The following is a 16,005-nucleotide window of genomic DNA, read 5'->3' as shown; positions in this document are numbered from 1 at the left end:
CCCAGCAATTTGGCTTGGTCTTTTTGCAATTTTATTAAAATAGTGTTACAGTGAAAGAAGTAGTGGTTGCCAAGTACTTCTTACCCAATATAGAAACAGGTAGCTACTGAAAATGTTGATTGAAACAAAAATAGAGTTTTCAAGTCCTAGTTCTTGTAATCATTTTAACTCTATTGTAAAATACCACTAGACAGTTGTATAGCAAATCAATTAGTAAAGGAGTTTTATAATGGTTGGAAAAAATAACTATAAAACACGTGCTGAAAAAGCTGCTAACAAAAAACAACGATTTTCACTTAAAAAATTAAGTGTTGGAGTTGCATCAGTTGCAGTCGGTTCGACTTTACTATTAGGTAATGCTGAAACAGTTTCGGCTGATGAGTATGAACCAACTACTGAAGAATTGCAAGAAGCTCTACAAACTGAAAAAGAATCAGCAAAAGCTGAATTACAAGAAGCTGGAGCAACAAGCCCAAGACTAGCTCAAGCCATTGACGCTGCTGATTCAGTAGAAGAAGTTGAACAACTTAAAAATGACTTCCTTGACGTTCGCCGCCAACAAGTCGAACAAGACCAAGCAGCAGAAGATCAAACTGATGAAGTAGATGAAGAATTAGAAGCAGCAAAAGAAGCAGCCATTGCTGAAGTTCAAGCAGCTGGCTTCACAGATGAAAAATATGCTGGTTGGATCAATGCTCAGGAAACAGAGCAAGATGTCAACGGTATTAAACGCGACATCTTGACAACTGTTCCTAACGAAGAACAAAGTAGTATTGAAGGCGAAACTTCAGTTGACACCGAAAACAATACTGCACCAGAAATTGACTGGAGTGGAGCTGAAGCAGCGTACGAACTTGAACAAGAACAAGAATCAGCTATTGCTGAACTACAAGGCATCGGCATTGAAAATGATACTTTATTTGGTCTCATTAGAGATGCAGACTCTGTTGAAGAAGTAAAAAGAGTGAAGAGTGACATTATCGATGTCCGTCAGCAACAAGTCAGTGAACTACCAGACCAAGCAACAACAAACGAAGAAGTGTATGAAGACGTTTCTCCATCTACATCTACTGAAGAATTTACTGATGAGGAAGATGAAAACGACTTTGATATACCAGACTATGGCAGTGTCGATAATAAAACAATAGTAGGAGTAAACGTAAAACAACAAGAAGAAGGGCTTCGAAACGCAAAAGCAGAGGCAATTGCTGAAATTCAAGCAGCTGGTTACACCGAACAAGAATATGCTGACGTGATCAATGCTCAGTCAACAGTTCGATTCGTCGAAGATGCTAAAAACGAAATCTTAGCAACTGATCCTGCTGAGGAAGAAGCCCAAGAAGAAGTCTACACCCTCTACTACTACGGTCAACGAACTCAAAATCAAAATGGTGCTACCACTGTTAAAGCAACCAGCCCACGAGAAGCACTAGAATACTTCCAAAACTTCCTGAGCGAAAATGGTCTAGATGCTGGGGACTTCAACTGGCACTATGAAAGTGAAGACAGAGTCTTTACTGCAAGTGAAAAAATCGAAGGCGAAGCTTCGGTTGATTCTGAATATGACTTCTTAGCACCCGAGTTTGACTGGAGCGGTCTAGAAGAAGCAATTAAAGGTGAAAAAGATCAAAAAGAAGTTTACTCCTTCGTTTATATCACTCAAAACACCAAAGGTCAAAACGGTGCCACTACTGTCAAAGCATCAAGCCTTGAAGAAGCTAAAGAATACTTCCAAAACTGGGCTGAAGAGCATGACCTAGGCGACCTTGAATGGTCTTACGACGAAGAAACTAAGACATTCACTGCTCATGAAAAAACTGAGGAAGATACCGGTATTAAAGGTTCAACAACTGTTGAATCTGTCTACGACTTCTTACCAGACAGTGAGTTAACCTGGGACGAGTTGGTGGATGAACTTTCAAATGGATCAGATGATTCCAAAGACCAAAAAACTGGTCAAGACGTACCAGTAAAATCTGTTGAAGGTTCTGAAGATCAAGTTGCTACACCAGTTCAAGACAGCAAACAAGCTACTGGTCAAACTGGATCTCAAGCTACAGGCCAAGGTCAAGCACCTACAGGTCAAGCACAAACTTCTAACCAGCAAGCTGCTGAAGAATCTGGTCAAACTCTACCAGACACAGCCACTTCAACTTGGGCACTAGGCCTACTTGGTCTATCAAGCTTAGCTGGTGGATTGTTCGCTGGTAAAAACAAAGAAGACTAAGTTATAACCAAACTATTCTAAAACTCTTTTGATCAGCCCAATATTAGATTGATATTGGACTGTATTAGAAACCGACCCAGTATAACTGGGTCGGTTTTTTTATATTTATTTAACATTATAAAGTTAGATAATCCAATTATCAGATAAATCTATGTTAATGTTTAAAAGCGTTAAGGTTTACTAGGTATTAAGTGTTTGTTAGCATGAAGGGTAGAAAGAAGGAATAATTAATGAGAAGAAGTAAATTGGTCCTTAGTACGCTTGCTGGACTTTCTTCTTTGCTTATTTTAGATAGGGAAGTCCATGCAGAAGAAATTGATAATTCGGAAAACTCTACTTACGTTGCAGCTAGTGATCAAATAGACAGTTTTACTGAGGAAAATGGAAACTTCGATATTGTTAATGAAGATTTAGAAGATCCATCTGAGGAAAGTGATTCGTCAGATTTTGATCTTGATCTAGTTCAAGAATATGAAGACTTACATAGTCAAACAGAATCTAATGATCAGGGTCACATTGACTCCTTGGATGAGACTACTGATGAAGAAGATCAATCTTATGAGGATGAAAGTTCAGATGGTTCGGAATCATATGATGATTTAAGTCAAATAGAAGATGGTTTGACTTTCCATAATCAAATCAAAGAAATTAATGGAGAGGAGGATATTCAAAATCATCCAAGTGAAACTGAAACTAGTCATGTTTTTACCGACAAAAACTACCAAATAACGGATCCTCTATTGTCTGCCCCAGTAGAAGGGCAGGATAGAGTCGAACAGGGTAAGCAATCAAGAGAAGGCGGACAAACCCAAGGAAGGGCTTCTGATCAAGCAGTTAAAAATTATGATAGCAGACAAACGCAGCGCTCTGCTCCTGATCAAACAGTTACAACCTATCAAGCCGAAAATCAAGCAAATTACCGTCAGGAATTTATTGACGAAATTAAAGGCCCTGCGATTCAAGGTTGGTATGATTATGGTGTGCTACCATCCATTACAGTGGCACAAGCTATTCTCGAAAGTGGTTGGGGTACTTTCTGCTTTAGCAGTTGAATATAATAACTTGTTTGGCGTTAAAGGAGATTATCAGGGTGAAAGTGCTAACTTAGACACAGTTGAAGAGTCAGAGGAAGGGCAATATGAAATTAATGACGAGTTTAGGGCCTATCCTAGTTGGGAAGCAAGTATAGATGACCATGGTAGATTTTTGTATGAAAACTCTATATATGAAAGTTTGATAGGAGATACTGATTATGTCAGTGTTGCTAATAAACTTCAAGAAGCTGGATATGCCACAGATTCTTCATATGCTTCAAAATTAATCCAAATTATTGAAGATAATCAGTTATATGAATTAGACCGTCTAGTCATTCAAGGAGATAATCCAGATACTGGTGGTAGTGATCAACCTGATCAAACAAGCGATGATTCCAATGTTTACACTGTTCAACCAGGTGACTCCCTATCAAGTATTGCACAACAGTTTGATATCACAATTGATCAGTTGTTATCTTGGAATGGTATTACAATTGATACTGTTATACACCCAGGGGATCAATTGATTGTAGGGGAAAGTAGCTCTGAAACTACTAATGAACAAGAAGGGGGGCAAACATCATCTGAAGATGCAGAAACATATATTGTTCAACCAGGTGACTCTCTCTGGAGTATTTCAGAACAATTTGGTGTTAGTTTAGATGAATTGTTAGATTGGAACAATTTAACTGAAGATAGCGTGATTCACCCTGGTGACGAAATCATTATTCGAAATTAAAAAATAGTTTTTAGGAGGTAAAGTGACTATGAACGTGAAAAAAATTTTAGCAAGTACTGCCCTATCGGCGAGCATCCTTGGTCTTATTAGTCCAAGTCTAGCCACTGGTCGTCAAGTTGAAGCTTCTGGGGGTCCGATAGAAGCAGCCCAAAGTCAAAATGGAGATTCTGCTGACCCTTCTTCTGACCAAGCAGTGACCTACCAGGTTCAACAAAGTGATAACCTCTACCGTATTGGTCAAAATTATAATGTCACTGTGTCGCAATTGATGTCTTGGAATGACTTGGGTCCAAATGATGTGATCCAACCCGGCGATAGCTTGGTCATTTACCCTGGACAAGACCAAAGTCAAGCTGATAGTCAAGCAGGTGGTCAAGATTATTACTATACGGTTAAGCCCCAACAAGGGCTTTGGCGGATTGCCCAAGAAACAAATAAAAGTGTAGAGGATATTAAAGAATGGAATAATCTTGGGCCAAACGATACCATCCATCCTGGAGACCAATTACTGATTAAAGAAGGTATCAAGGATTACCAAGAGCAAGGGCTAGAAGATCCAGATTATCTTCCGACTCACCTTGGCCCTTATGAAGTTGAACCTGGTGATTCCCTCTGGAGCATTGCGGCCAAATTTGGCGACAGCATGGAAGAGATGATGGCCCGCAATGGGATTACAGCTGATACCCTCATCCAGCCTGGTGACGTTATTATAGTTGAAGCGGACGAATTAAGATGGGTTCCAGACACTAACTACCAAAGCCTTAATCCCAAAGACTATACCCAAGCGGCCTTAGACCGAATCCACGAGGCTACAGACTACCAATATAAACCAGTCGATTTTGCTTATTCTACTGAAGTCATTAACGGTGAAACCCTAGAAATAACCATTTACAAAGACCACCCAGAACGGTTGACAGCGGAAAATAGATTCCGTTACAATACCAGAACGGGTCAACTCTTCCAACAAGATGTTGCATCTGGTCCAGATGAATGGGTTGAGCAATAAACTTTTAGACTTCTTCTTTTAGTCTATTAAAAAATCTAAATTTTGAGTGTTGGCAGACATCCTGTCAACACTTTTTATATAGAGAAAGCAGAGGAGATGGTCTGCCAGAGAAGAGACTAAAAATAAATCTACCAGTATGATTAAGAGTGATTGTCCCCAGATAGTGGCTTAAACCCTATGTCAAGCTCTCTAGCAGCCTAGTAACTCGGTACTTGGCCCCCTAGCAAACTGACCAATCAAAAAGGCATTGTTTCAACCGGGGCGAGTCCATTTGTTAGTGTAAAATTTATCTCGGTGGGGGGTTCCGGAATTCTGGACAAAAAGAAAAGAGACCTCTATTCTTAAGTTAGGACACCAAAAGAAAGAGGTCTCTTTATGAAGTCGATTATAACACAAATGCTTCAAATGGTAAAAGCAAACGCCAACCCGCTCGCTTGGGAAGAGGCGTTGCAGTATCTTTTTCAGGATTGGCGGGAGGAGCTCGTCCTTCAAGCCTTGGGAGCCCTCGATAAGGCCTTATATTGGCATTATAAACAAGAGGGCTGGCGGATCGACCGCCTGGAACGGCGGACGGTCCAGTTTACCTTTGGCAAGTTAACCTTTCAACGACGTCGCCTCCGCAAGAAAGGGGAAAAGAGTTTTTTACCCCTCGATCAAGCGATTGGGCTCGAAAAACGCAAGCGCTACTCTTTAGCCGTCCGCAAAGGGATGGCGGAACTCGGTGCCCGGTTGCCCTTTCGGCAAGCCAGTCAGGTTGTGCGATTGTTAACCCCGCTCACCATCAGCCATACAACCCTCCATACCATGACACAAGAAATCGGAGAACATCTTCAAAATTACAGCGAACACCGGCCTGAACCAGACGCATCAGCGAAGCGAAAAGAAGTGCCAGTCTTATTTATTGAGGGGGACGGCTTATGTTTAAAAAGTCGAGATGGGGAGCCACTGACCTTGCATCGCCTGTTAATCCATGAAGGCATTGACCGCCGTAAAAAACGAACGCGGTTGATTCACCCCTTTTGCTTTGTCAGTACCCAGTCGAGTGCCGAGGCCTTCCGGCAATTGAGTCATTACCTGAATCATCATTATCAGTTGAAACAGACCTTAGTGATTTCCAATAGTGATGGGGGGAGTGGCTATGAAGCGGACAAATTTGAAATGGCCATCGGTGCTTGCCGGCAACATGAACATTGTCGAGACCCTTACCATGTCAACCGGAAGATCAAAGACCGCTTAAGCTTTGATCGACCGATGGAATACCAATTAAGAAAAGCCTTGAGGGCTTATGACTGGACTCAAATCGAATCCGTTTTAGCCACCGCCCAAAGTCGTGTAGCAGCTTGCCCGTCGGAGATCGTTGCAGATCGACTGGACCAAATCGAGCGTTTGAGGGGCTATTTAAGTCGGCATTGGCCTTACCTGCAACCGATCGCGGACCGTTCTCTTCCCGTTCAAAAAGGAACGGGTGTCTGCGAAACAGGGCACCGCTATTATAGCTATCGTCTCAAGCACCAAGGACGGGCTTGGACTCATGATGGTGCCCGTCATGTGGCTGCCATCCTCAATGCGGTGAAAAACAAGGAATACGCCCGTATCTTAACGCAAAAAGGCGATCCCACCGTCCAATCACTGGGCGAAGACATCAAAGGAGCTGTCAAAGCGGCCCTTCGCACCCTGCAGCCAGCGACTAGCCAAGTCCAACAAGGGCATATTGTCAATCAAGGGCCGAGCTCCAGTCCTATAGGAAAACTGGCCAAAATGTTTCGCTAACAGCCCCTGTCTCCAGGCCCCATGCGGGGAGCATGGGCCTGGAGACAAGGCATCATGCGCTAGCATGAGGAAAAACATTGGATAAAACGAACTTTGATAGAGCGTTTCTGACGTTACCGAGGAAAACTTGACACATACCAGTCCATTTCCCTCAAAGCAGACAAGGGAAATTTTTGGTATGCTAGATTTAAGCATTTATTTTAAAGGCAAACACCAACTAGGTTAAAGGGCAGGTAGGAGGCAGTCAGTGATGATACAAGGATTTTTAAGACGATTTTTTCCTAGGCTGAAAGAGGACAAAAATAAGAATGCTCAAAGCGGAGACCTTGTGCTAGAGAAGGGACAGGACGAGTTACAAGTAACCGACAGTGACGATATCCATACATTGGAAGATTTGAAGAGCTTTATTGAACACCAAAGGGCCGTCAATTCCATTCCTTTCTCGGTCCCCCAAGCCTTGGACCAGTGGCAGGTAAAGATTATAGATGACGGGCCGATGCGGACTTTTGTCTGGAATGACCGGCAAGATCCCAAACAAAAGCTGATTTTCTACCTCCACGGCGGGTCTTACTTTAAACAGCCCAAAGACCGCTACTTTAACGGCCTCAATGAATGGGCTCGGGAATTAGGGGCTAAGATAGTCATGCCCCTTTATCCTAAAGGGCCTCAATATAGCTACCGTGCTTCCCAAGACCGCCTAGTCAAGCTTTACTTAAAGCTCTTGGAGAGTCTGGAAGATGCCAAACAAGTGAGCTTGGTTGGAGACAGTTCGGGTGGGGGACTGGGCATGGGTCTGGCTGACCGCTTAGCTCAGAAAGGAATCGACCAGCCCAAGGATATTATCTTGATTTCTCCATGGTTGGATATTGCAACCGCCAATCCTGATATTGCCGACTACCAAGGTCTGGACCCAGACTTGAGACAGTGGGTCCTCCAAGAGTATGGGAAAATTTGGGCTGAAGGTCCAGACAATTGGACTAATCCCATGGTCAGCCCTCTCTATAGTCAAGAACTTTACCGGATGGGGAAATTAACCATTGTTGTAGGGGACCAGGAAATCTTTTACCCTGACAACCTCCTCCTCCACGATAAACTAAGCCAGTTAGGGATTGCCCACAACTTTATAGTGGGCTTGGGCCTCCACCACATTTTTGCCATGAAGGAGACCGACCAGGGATTTGCCATGCGCCGGCAAATTGCTGGTATAATAGAAGAAGATTAGACGGAAAGAAGAGTGATTGGGATGCAAGATGTCCACTTAAAACGTTTGGCAGCCAACCGGATTAAACACGGTTATTCGGTTTTGACTGACTTAGACTTTTACGACAAGGCGGGTGCCCAAGAAGGGGATATTGTCCGCTTGCTCGACCCCCAGAAGTCTTATGTGGCAACTGGCTACTTGGGTTATGAAAACCGCAATAATGGCTGGGTCCTCTCTTGGGAGGACGAGAAGATTGACCAGGACTTTTTCCGCCAGAAATTGCAAGCAGCCAAGGACTACCGTCAAGCTTTTTATGCCAACAGTGACACCAATGCCTTCCGGGTCTTCAATGGAGACGGGGACGGGATTGGCGGTTTGACCATTGACTATTATGCGGGCTATTATGTCATCTCTTGGTACAACCAGGGCCTCTACCAGCTTCGGTCTAAGTTGGTTCCCTTGATCGCTTCTGTCTTCCAAGACGGACTGGGTTTTTATGAGAAGAATAACTTTCCGGATGCCCCAGTGAAAAGTCAATACATCCAGGGGGACCAAGCACCTGCGCCCTTGCTGGTTAAGGAAAATGGCCTTACTTATGCCACTTACCTGAATGACGGCTGGATGACTGGTATTTTCCTTGACCAAAGAGATCTTCGTTATGACCTGATGACCCGGTTTGGGCCAGGGCGACGGGTTTTAAACCTCTTCTCCTATACGGGAGCTTTCTCTGTAGCAGCTAGCATGGGTGGGGCAGTCCATACTGTGAATGTCGACGTGGCTAAAAGAAGTAAAAAATTAACAGCTGAGCAATTTAGCTTAAACGGCCTAGACCCAAACCAACATGAAATCCGGGTGATTGATGTCGACTCTTACTTGGACTATGCAAAAAAACACCATTTGACCTTTGGCCTCATTGTGATAGACCCGCCAACTTTTGCCCGTACCGATGCCGGGACCTGGCAGGTGGAAGAAGACTACAGCCGGGTGATCAAAGATTGCTTGAGTATTTTGGACCGGGACGGCATCCTCATTGCTTCTACCAATGCCTGGCAGGTTAGCAAGGATGAATTTTACAAGTTGATCGAACGTGGCTTTGACCAGGCCGGATGCGACGGGTTGGTGGTGGAAGAGTACGGCCTGCCTCAAGACTACAGGGTCCGGGAAACTTATCCTGAAAGCCACTACTTAAAGGTTTTTGCCTTACAGAAGGACGAATAGCTAAACTAGAAATATCAGTTAAGCCTAAGCAAATTGGTTTTGGGACAAAAACCCCCTTTTAAGAAAAAGCAAAAATCCAGCAGAAATGATTTCTGCTGGATTTTTACTGGTCCAAGCCAAGGACACGGTCAATCATGGGTTGGGTGGCTACTTCAGAGATAAACTGGCCCAGGTCCTGAGGGCTTTCTTTTTTGCCACTAAGCAGCCACTCCGCCACAATACCCGTGAAAAGGGAAGAGATGGTGACTGCAATATAGGTCTTGCTCACTGGCAGCTCTTCCTGGGTCGCCTCTCTTATGATAGCCGTATTCATCCGGTCGATTATGATATTTTCAATGGCTTGTTCGATGGTCAGCCGAGTCCTAGGGGAGGTAGTCGGGCTCATCAGGGTGATGATCAAATCACTATTTTTTTCGATGGATTCCAGAATCCGGGTAAACAATTGAGTCAAGGCCTGGCTGTTGTAGATAAGGTCTTCCGTCTCTAAGTCCTGGATGGCATCAGTAATTTCCCGAATAAAATCAGCCTCTACGCTGAGCAAGAGGTCATCTATATTCTTGTAGTGGAGGTAGAAGGTTGACCGGTTAATGTTGGCTTGCTGACAAAGGTCGCTGACACTGACTTGGTCTAACCCCTTTTGGTCAATCAGCTTGATCAAGGCCTGTAAAATAGCTTGCTTGGTTTTTTCTTGGCGGCGGTCCATAAGTCCTCCTTTGGGCTAGTTTATTTTGTTTTAAACTATTAAACGACAAATAACTATAATATGTTGTTTAATAAACACATTTTAAGACAAGATCCTTGCCATGTAAAGCTTTATTTTATACTATATTTAATGTAACAAAAATTTAGAAATAGAAATGAGTGAAAGTGATGACGGCCTTTATTTCGGTAAAAGATGAATATAAGTATTTTGACTCAGGTGACAGTAAAATTGCAGCTAATGACGGCATGACTTTTGAAATTGAAGAAAATGAATATGCAGTGATCGTCGGACCCAGTGGTGCAGGGAAAACAACCGTCCTCAACATTTTAGGGGGCATGGACACAGCTGATGAGGGGGATGTTATTATAGATGGCAAGAACCTCATTGACTACGATGACAAGCAACTAACTCAATACAGACGGGATGATGTCGGTTTTATTTTTCAATCCTATAACTTAATTCCCAACTTGACCGCTAAGGAAAATGTTGAATTCTCTTCAGAAATTTCCGATGACGCCCTGGACCCCGATGATGTTCTAGAAAGTGTCGGACTCTCTCACAGACGGGACAACTTCCCAGCCCAACTCTCTGGTGGGGAACAGCAGCGGGTGGCTATTGCCCGGGCCTTAGCTAAGAAGCCTAAGCTCTTACTCTGTGATGAGCCGACCGGTGCCTTGGACTTTGAAACAGGCAAGAAAGTCTTGAAATTATTGGAAGAAGCCAAAGAAGAGTATGGGGCAACAGTTGTCGTAATCACCCACAACCAGGCTATCGCCAAAATGGCTGACCGGGTCATTGAAATTGCGGATGCCAAGGTAACCAACACTACCGTCAATGACAATCCGAAACCGGTTGATGAAATTTCATGGTAAAAGCATTTGGTAGAAAGGTGATCATGCGTGTTTAATAAAGCCCTAATCAAAGATACTCTTAGGGAAATATGGAATACCAAAAGCCGGTTTATCTCCATATTTGCCATTATCCTTATCGGGGTTGCCTTTTTCTCCGGCTTGGTGGCAACTAGCCCCGTCATGATCGAAACAGCTAATAATTACTATAATGAACAAAACTTGGCTGATATGCAGGTTATCTCTCCTTTCGGTTATACCGAGGAAGACATTGACGAGTTCAGCCAAGTCCGCGATGCAACAGTGGACGTTCACAAGACGGTGGATGTCTTAGATGATGAAAACCGGGCCTTTCGCTTGTTTGGCTATAGTGAAGACCATGAGCTTAATGACTATCTTGTCTTAGAAGGACGGCTTCCGGAAGAGCCAAACGAAATTGCCCTAGACAGTAAGGATGACTTCCTCCAAGAATTTGATATCGGCGATACCTTTAGCCTGGAAACAGATGCTAGTTTTGACAACACAGCCAATGTCAATGAAGAGGAATTTGAAATAGTCGGTTTTGTCCAAACCCCTATGTTTGTCGAAGATGAAACTCGGGGGACAACTGCCATTGGTGCTGGGGTTTTAGAAGGTTTTGGTGTCGTCACAGAAGACGTCATTGACTTCGAAGAAAGTAACTTAGTTCACTTGAAATTTGACGAATTGAGCCAAGGCCGCGATGTCTACAGTGAAGACTATCAGAATGAAATTGACAACATCCAAGAAGAATACGAAGATGTTTTCAATGACCGAGCGGAAGAAAGAAAGCAAGACATGATCAACCAGGCTCAAGAAGAGCTTGATGAAGGACGTAATCAAATTCAAGAAGCTGAAGACCAGCTAGAAGAAGGTCGGCAAGCCTTGGAAGAAGCAAGGACTCAACTTGACCAGGCCAAGGAGGAAATAGGAGACCAGGAAAGCCAACTTCAAGCGGCGGCTGCCCTTTACGGTCCTAATTCAGAACTAGTCTTAGCCGGCCAGGCCCAGCTGGAAGAGGCTCAAAACCAGATCCAAGAAGCTGAAGATGAATATGAAAGCAATCTAGCAGAATTTGAAGAAGCTGAAGCAGAAGCCCAAGAAGAGCTAGAGGATGCCCGGGCTCAGCTTGAAGAAGGCGAAGAAGAGTTGGCTGAATTTGAAAAGACCAATGCTTCCATGTTCTACAATACCTCTCTCGACTTCCCTGGTGTCAATGAGTACGGTGAGAACGCCGACCGAATCCAGGCTATTTCCCGTGTCTTCCCTGTTTTCTTCTTTGCTTTAGCCATCTTAATTTCCCTCACTACCATGTCTCGTATTGTCAATGAGGGACGAACCCAGATCGGGACCATGAAGGCCTTGGGTTATAATAATACTCAAATTTCTGCTAAGTATTTCACTTATGCCCTCTTAGCGACCGTCCTAGGTGGAGTTATTGGTCTCCCTCTTGGCTTCTGGTTGTTCCCAACCGTTATTGTCAATGCCTATGAAGCGGCCTACCAGCTTATTGACGCTCAGATTTCCTTCTATCCTGGCATTGCTGCCATTGCCTTTCTAGGTGCAGTTTTAGCAACCAGTATTGCTACCTTTGTCTCCTTGCGGTCCATGGTCAAAGAAAATGCGGCTTCCCTCTTGCGACCTAAAGCGCCTAAGAGTGGTCAACGCATCTTCCTTGAGCGTATTTCATGGATTTGGGACCGACTTGGTTTTATCCAAAAAGTTTCTGTCCGTAACCTCTTCCGCTACAAGGGTCGTTTGTTTATGACCATCATCGGGGTTGCCGGTGGGGTGGCTTTGATGCTGACCGGTTTTGGCCTCTATGACTCCATTCAAGGGATTGGTGAATTGCAGTTTAATGAAATCTCCAACTACGACGCTATTTCAGTTGTGGACACCAATGCCGAAGAAGACCAGGTTGATGAAGTCGAAGATACTATCTCCAATTCCGACTTAGCGGAAGACTTTATCCGGGTCTCAACACAAACCATGACCCTACAAGACGACCAAACTGACCAAGAGCTTAGTTTGATGATCCCGGAAAGTGCTGAAGAACTAGAAGACTATATGGAACTCCAAGACTACGATACCGATGAAAGACTGGCTTTACCTGAAGACGGGGCCTTGGTCACCCAGAAAATAGCCGAATTAGAAGATATTTCCATCGGTGATACCCTCATCTTGGAAGACTATGAAGACCAAGAATATGAAGTGGAAGTAGCCGGTATTGTCAACAACTATGTGGCCCACTATGTCTACGTTAGCCCCGAATACTGGGAGACTGTCTCAGATGAAGATTATGACTTTGACACCCGCCTGATCCGCTATAATCAAAATGCTGAGGTCACTGCAGAAGCTGAAGGAGAATTTGAAGACCAGTTAGTTGACCTGGATGCCACTTTAGCGGTTAACTTAATGACCGAGAACTTGCAAACGGTCGAGGACTCCCTATCGGCCCTCTCCACTGTGATGGTTGTCTTGATCCTATCTGCTGCCATCCTAGCCTTTGTCGTCCTCTACAACGTCACCAACATCAATGTCAGCGAACGGGTTGAGGAACTCTCTACCATCAAGGTTTTAGGTTTCTTTGATATGGAAGTCACTCGCTATGTTTACCGCGAAACCTTTACCTTATCTATCATAGGTATTTTGGTCGGACTAATCTTCGGCTTCTTCTTGCACCAATATATTATCGAAACCGTCGAGCTAAACTACATTATGTTTAGCCGGACCATCTTATGGCCAAGCTACCTCTACTCGGCAGGACTCATGGTGATCTTTTCCATCATTGTCATGGTTATTATGCACTTCAAGCTTAAAAGCATTGACATGGTAGAAGCCTTGAGTTAAAGCAACTAGCTTGATTTAGCAACAAAGTTAAGCGAGTTTTGCCCAAAGCTAAAAAACAAAAATTTGTCCACCTAAAAGTAGGGTTTTAGGTGGACATTTTTATGTCACTATCGTTAAAATAAGTGAGTCAAGAAAGGACTGGGGATAGTCATGTCAAGCTATAAAAAAGGAAAAAAGAAGGGCAAGGCAAAAGATCGTGCTTTCCTGGCCCTTTTGCTGGGTCTGACTTTGGTCTTGATCTTTGCCTTTATCTACTTGGGCCATGCTCTGGGATTCAGTGGCCAAAAAGGATCAAATGAGGCACCCTTACCAGCTGACCAGGCCTTTATCCAGGAACTGGTTCCTGGCTCCCAGGCCCTCCAGGAAGAATACGGTGTCCTGCCCAGTATCATGATTTCCCAAGCAATTTTGGAATCCGATTGGGGCGAAAGTGACTTGGCCAAGCAGGAAAACAACTATTTTGGCCGGAAAGACTCCCAGGATGGGGTTTATTACATGACCAAGGAATACAAAGGCCAGTGGGAAGACCAAAAAGAGCCTTTTAAGGTCTACGATTCTCTTGAAGAATCAATGCAAGACCATGCCCGCTTGCTGGCTTATGGAACTTCTTGGGACTCCAAGCTCTATCAAGGAGTCATCCAAGCTCCTGACTACAAAAGCGCTGCCCATGCCCTCCAAGAAGCCGGTTATGCCACTGACCCCAACTACGCTCAAAAGTTGATTAAACTGATTGAGCGTTACCAACTTGACCAATATGACCACCCATCATCATGAGATGACAGGGATTGAGGAAGGAAGTAAAAATGACTGAACATGTCGTAAAAAAACGTAAACAAATTCCAGAAATAACCACCAACCTGCGTAAGGACTATATTAAAGTCCCCAACACCATCCGGAATGCTTCCGGTATCAAAATTATGGGGCGGCGGATTAAGTCCATTCTTTTCACCACGGATATTGCGATTATCTTAAATAATAATGCCGATGCCATTTTAGCTGTCTATCCTTTCACCCCCCACCCAGCCATCATTGAAGCCATTGCCTCCACTTCCAACCTCCCAGTTTTAGCTGGAGTTGGCGGTGGCTTGACCAAGGGGCAGCGGTCCAAGGACATGGCCCTCTTTGCTGAAGCGAATGGCTGTACCGCAGTGGTTTTGAATGCTCCAACCCAACTGGATACCATCCGTTTGGTTGATGAGGTAGTGGACAGCCCGATTATCAAGACCATTGTATCGGAACATACGGACATTGAAGCCAACCTCAAGGCTGGGGTCGACATTTTAAATGTTTCTTGTGCCAATAAAACGGCTGAAGTGGTCGGGAAAATCCGGGAAAAATTCCCAGATGTTCCCATCATCGCCACTGGTGGCCCGACAGATGAAGACATCCAAGAGACCATCGATGCCGGCGCTAATGCGATCACCTACACCCCGCCTTCGAATGGGGAACTCTTTAGTAAGAAAATGGATAAGTACCGGGAAAAAATTGAAGGGGAGCCAAGTCTTTAATTTTCTGTTACACTAAAGAGTAAGCCGGATTAAAGCCCGCTTCCCTTGCCAAAAGCAAGGCTAAAAATAAAGGGAAAAGGATACTTGCTATGGGTAAAAAGAAAGCTTTAGAGCAGACCGTTTATGACTTTGTAGAAGACAAGATCAAGGCCAAGGATTGGCTACCCAAACAGCATATTAAAGAAATGGATGTTGCCAAGGCCTTAGACATCAGCCGGACGCCGATCAGAGGGGCCTTTAAACGCTTGGAAGCAGATGGAATCTTAAAAATTGTCCCCTACAAGGGGGCAGAGATTCTAGAGCCCGAAATTGACTCTTCTGCCTTTCAGGAGAGGACCAATTTCTTGGAAGTTCTGGTTAGCTACCACTTCCAAACCCTAGAGTTAGACGAGGTCGACTTTGACACGGACGGCCTGAAAGAAACTTATGATAAGATGGCTGATGATAAGTTTGGTGACCAGGACCTCTTCGAAGACAGGGAAGTGGACTTTTGGCATGATCTTCTGCAATACTGCCGCAATAGCTACATGCGAGGGATGATGCTAGACACTTTGCGGTATATCCTGCCCAAGACTGGTCACTTGAAATCCATTATCCAGGCCAGCCGGGACAAGAAGCTCAAGCACTACCAGTTCGTGATTGATTATCTGGAAGACAATAACTACCCTTATGTCAGACGGGAGCTTCGGATCTTGTTTAACCAGCTTAATATGAACGTTATTCAAGGTGTGTAACCTTTTAGCAAAAACCAATGACCTAGTTCATTGGTTTTTTCTTCTGAGACCTGGTCAAAAAACCAGCAAGAAGGTCAAATTTTATAGGAGAAAGAACCAGTCGAGGTAGAAACCAGCCTTTATTTTGGTGTATAATGAGAAAGCATGAT

13 protein-coding genes are annotated in these 16,005 nt (G+C 44.1%); 12 read left to right on the top strand and 1 reads right to left on the bottom strand.

Features of this window, described 5'->3' with window-relative positions:
* Positions 1 to 229 precede the first annotated feature (229 nt).
* The 7 genes from HMPREF9698_RS05260 to HMPREF9698_RS05235 all read left to right on the top strand — a co-directional run bounded on the left by HMPREF9698_RS05260 (position 230) and on the right by HMPREF9698_RS05235 (position 9,195).
* Complete coding sequence (locus HMPREF9698_RS05260; RefSeq protein ID WP_003778052.1) at positions 230 to 2,227, top strand: albumin-binding GA domain-containing protein; 1,998 nt, start codon at positions 230 to 232, stop codon at positions 2,225 to 2,227.
* 230 nt (positions 2,228 to 2,457) lie between these two features.
* A complete protein-coding gene (locus HMPREF9698_RS08835; RefSeq protein ID WP_003778051.1) occupies positions 2,458 to 3,279 on the top strand; it encodes a glucosaminidase domain-containing protein in 822 nt (273 codons plus the stop codon).
* A complete protein-coding gene (locus tag HMPREF9698_RS05255) occupies positions 3,248 to 4,000 on the top strand; it encodes a LysM peptidoglycan-binding domain-containing protein (RefSeq protein WP_003778050.1) in 753 nt (250 codons plus the stop codon). The genes HMPREF9698_RS08835 and HMPREF9698_RS05255 overlap by 32 nt, the downstream gene beginning before the upstream one ends.
* A gap of 28 nt (positions 4,001 to 4,028) precedes the next feature.
* The gene (locus HMPREF9698_RS05250; protein WP_003778049.1) at positions 4,029 to 5,006 is read left to right on the top strand and encodes a LysM peptidoglycan-binding domain-containing protein; all 978 of its coding nucleotides are present in this window, start codon (positions 4,029 to 4,031) and stop codon (positions 5,004 to 5,006) included.
* A 375-nt stretch (positions 5,007 to 5,381) separates the two neighbouring features.
* A complete protein-coding gene (locus HMPREF9698_RS08485) occupies positions 5,382 to 6,776 on the top strand; it encodes an ISLre2-like element ISAot1 family transposase (RefSeq protein WP_003777750.1) in 1,395 nt (464 codons plus the stop codon).
* 250 nt (positions 6,777 to 7,026) lie between these two features.
* The gene (locus HMPREF9698_RS05240) at positions 7,027 to 7,998 is read left to right on the top strand and encodes an alpha/beta hydrolase fold domain-containing protein (RefSeq protein WP_003778047.1); all 972 of its coding nucleotides are present in this window, start codon (positions 7,027 to 7,029) and stop codon (positions 7,996 to 7,998) included.
* Between the two features lie 21 nt (positions 7,999 to 8,019).
* Positions 8,020 to 9,195 carry a class I SAM-dependent rRNA methyltransferase gene (locus HMPREF9698_RS05235; RefSeq protein WP_003778046.1) on the top strand — a complete coding sequence of 392 codons (1,176 nt, stop codon included), beginning with the start codon at positions 8,020 to 8,022 and terminating at the stop codon, positions 9,193 to 9,195.
* Positions 9,196 to 9,298: 103 nt separating this feature from the next.
* Here the strand turns inward: HMPREF9698_RS05235 and HMPREF9698_RS05230 are convergent, their stop codons facing one another.
* Positions 9,299 to 9,898 carry a TetR/AcrR family transcriptional regulator gene (locus HMPREF9698_RS05230; RefSeq protein WP_003778043.1) on the bottom strand — a complete coding sequence of 200 codons (600 nt, stop codon included), beginning with the start codon at positions 9,896 to 9,898 and terminating at the stop codon, positions 9,299 to 9,301.
* A gap of 167 nt (positions 9,899 to 10,065) precedes the next feature.
* On the opposite strand from HMPREF9698_RS05230, the gene HMPREF9698_RS05225 reads away from it, so the two are divergent.
* From HMPREF9698_RS05225 to HMPREF9698_RS05205, 5 genes are all read left to right on the top strand, one after another.
* Positions 10,066 to 10,770, top strand: a complete 705-nt coding sequence (locus HMPREF9698_RS05225) for an ABC transporter ATP-binding protein (protein WP_003778041.1) — start codon at positions 10,066 to 10,068, stop codon at positions 10,768 to 10,770.
* A gap of 27 nt (positions 10,771 to 10,797) precedes the next feature.
* Entirely contained in the window at positions 10,798 to 13,614 is a 2,817-nt protein-coding gene (locus HMPREF9698_RS05220) for an FtsX-like permease family protein (protein ID WP_003778040.1), read from the top strand.
* A gap of 150 nt (positions 13,615 to 13,764) precedes the next feature.
* Positions 13,765 to 14,388 carry a glycoside hydrolase family 73 protein gene (locus HMPREF9698_RS05215; RefSeq protein WP_003778038.1) on the top strand — a complete coding sequence of 208 codons (624 nt, stop codon included), beginning with the start codon at positions 13,765 to 13,767 and terminating at the stop codon, positions 14,386 to 14,388.
* A 29-nt stretch (positions 14,389 to 14,417) separates the two neighbouring features.
* On the top strand, positions 14,418 to 15,122 hold the full coding sequence (locus HMPREF9698_RS05210) for a hypothetical protein (RefSeq protein WP_003778037.1): 705 nt from the start codon (positions 14,418 to 14,420) through the stop codon (positions 15,120 to 15,122).
* Between the two features lie 89 nt (positions 15,123 to 15,211).
* Positions 15,212 to 15,856 carry a GntR family transcriptional regulator gene (locus tag HMPREF9698_RS05205; RefSeq protein ID WP_003778035.1) on the top strand — a complete coding sequence of 215 codons (645 nt, stop codon included), beginning with the start codon at positions 15,212 to 15,214 and terminating at the stop codon, positions 15,854 to 15,856.
* Positions 15,857 to 16,005 lie beyond the last annotated feature (149 nt).

Source organism: Alloiococcus otitis ATCC 51267 (assembly GCF_000315445.1).
In the GTDB taxonomy this organism is placed as follows: Bacteria; Bacillota; Bacilli; order Lactobacillales; family Carnobacteriaceae_A; genus Alloiococcus; species Alloiococcus otitis.
Note: the sequence above shows the minus strand (reverse complement) of the source record. Positions and strands in the feature narration are given on the sequence as shown.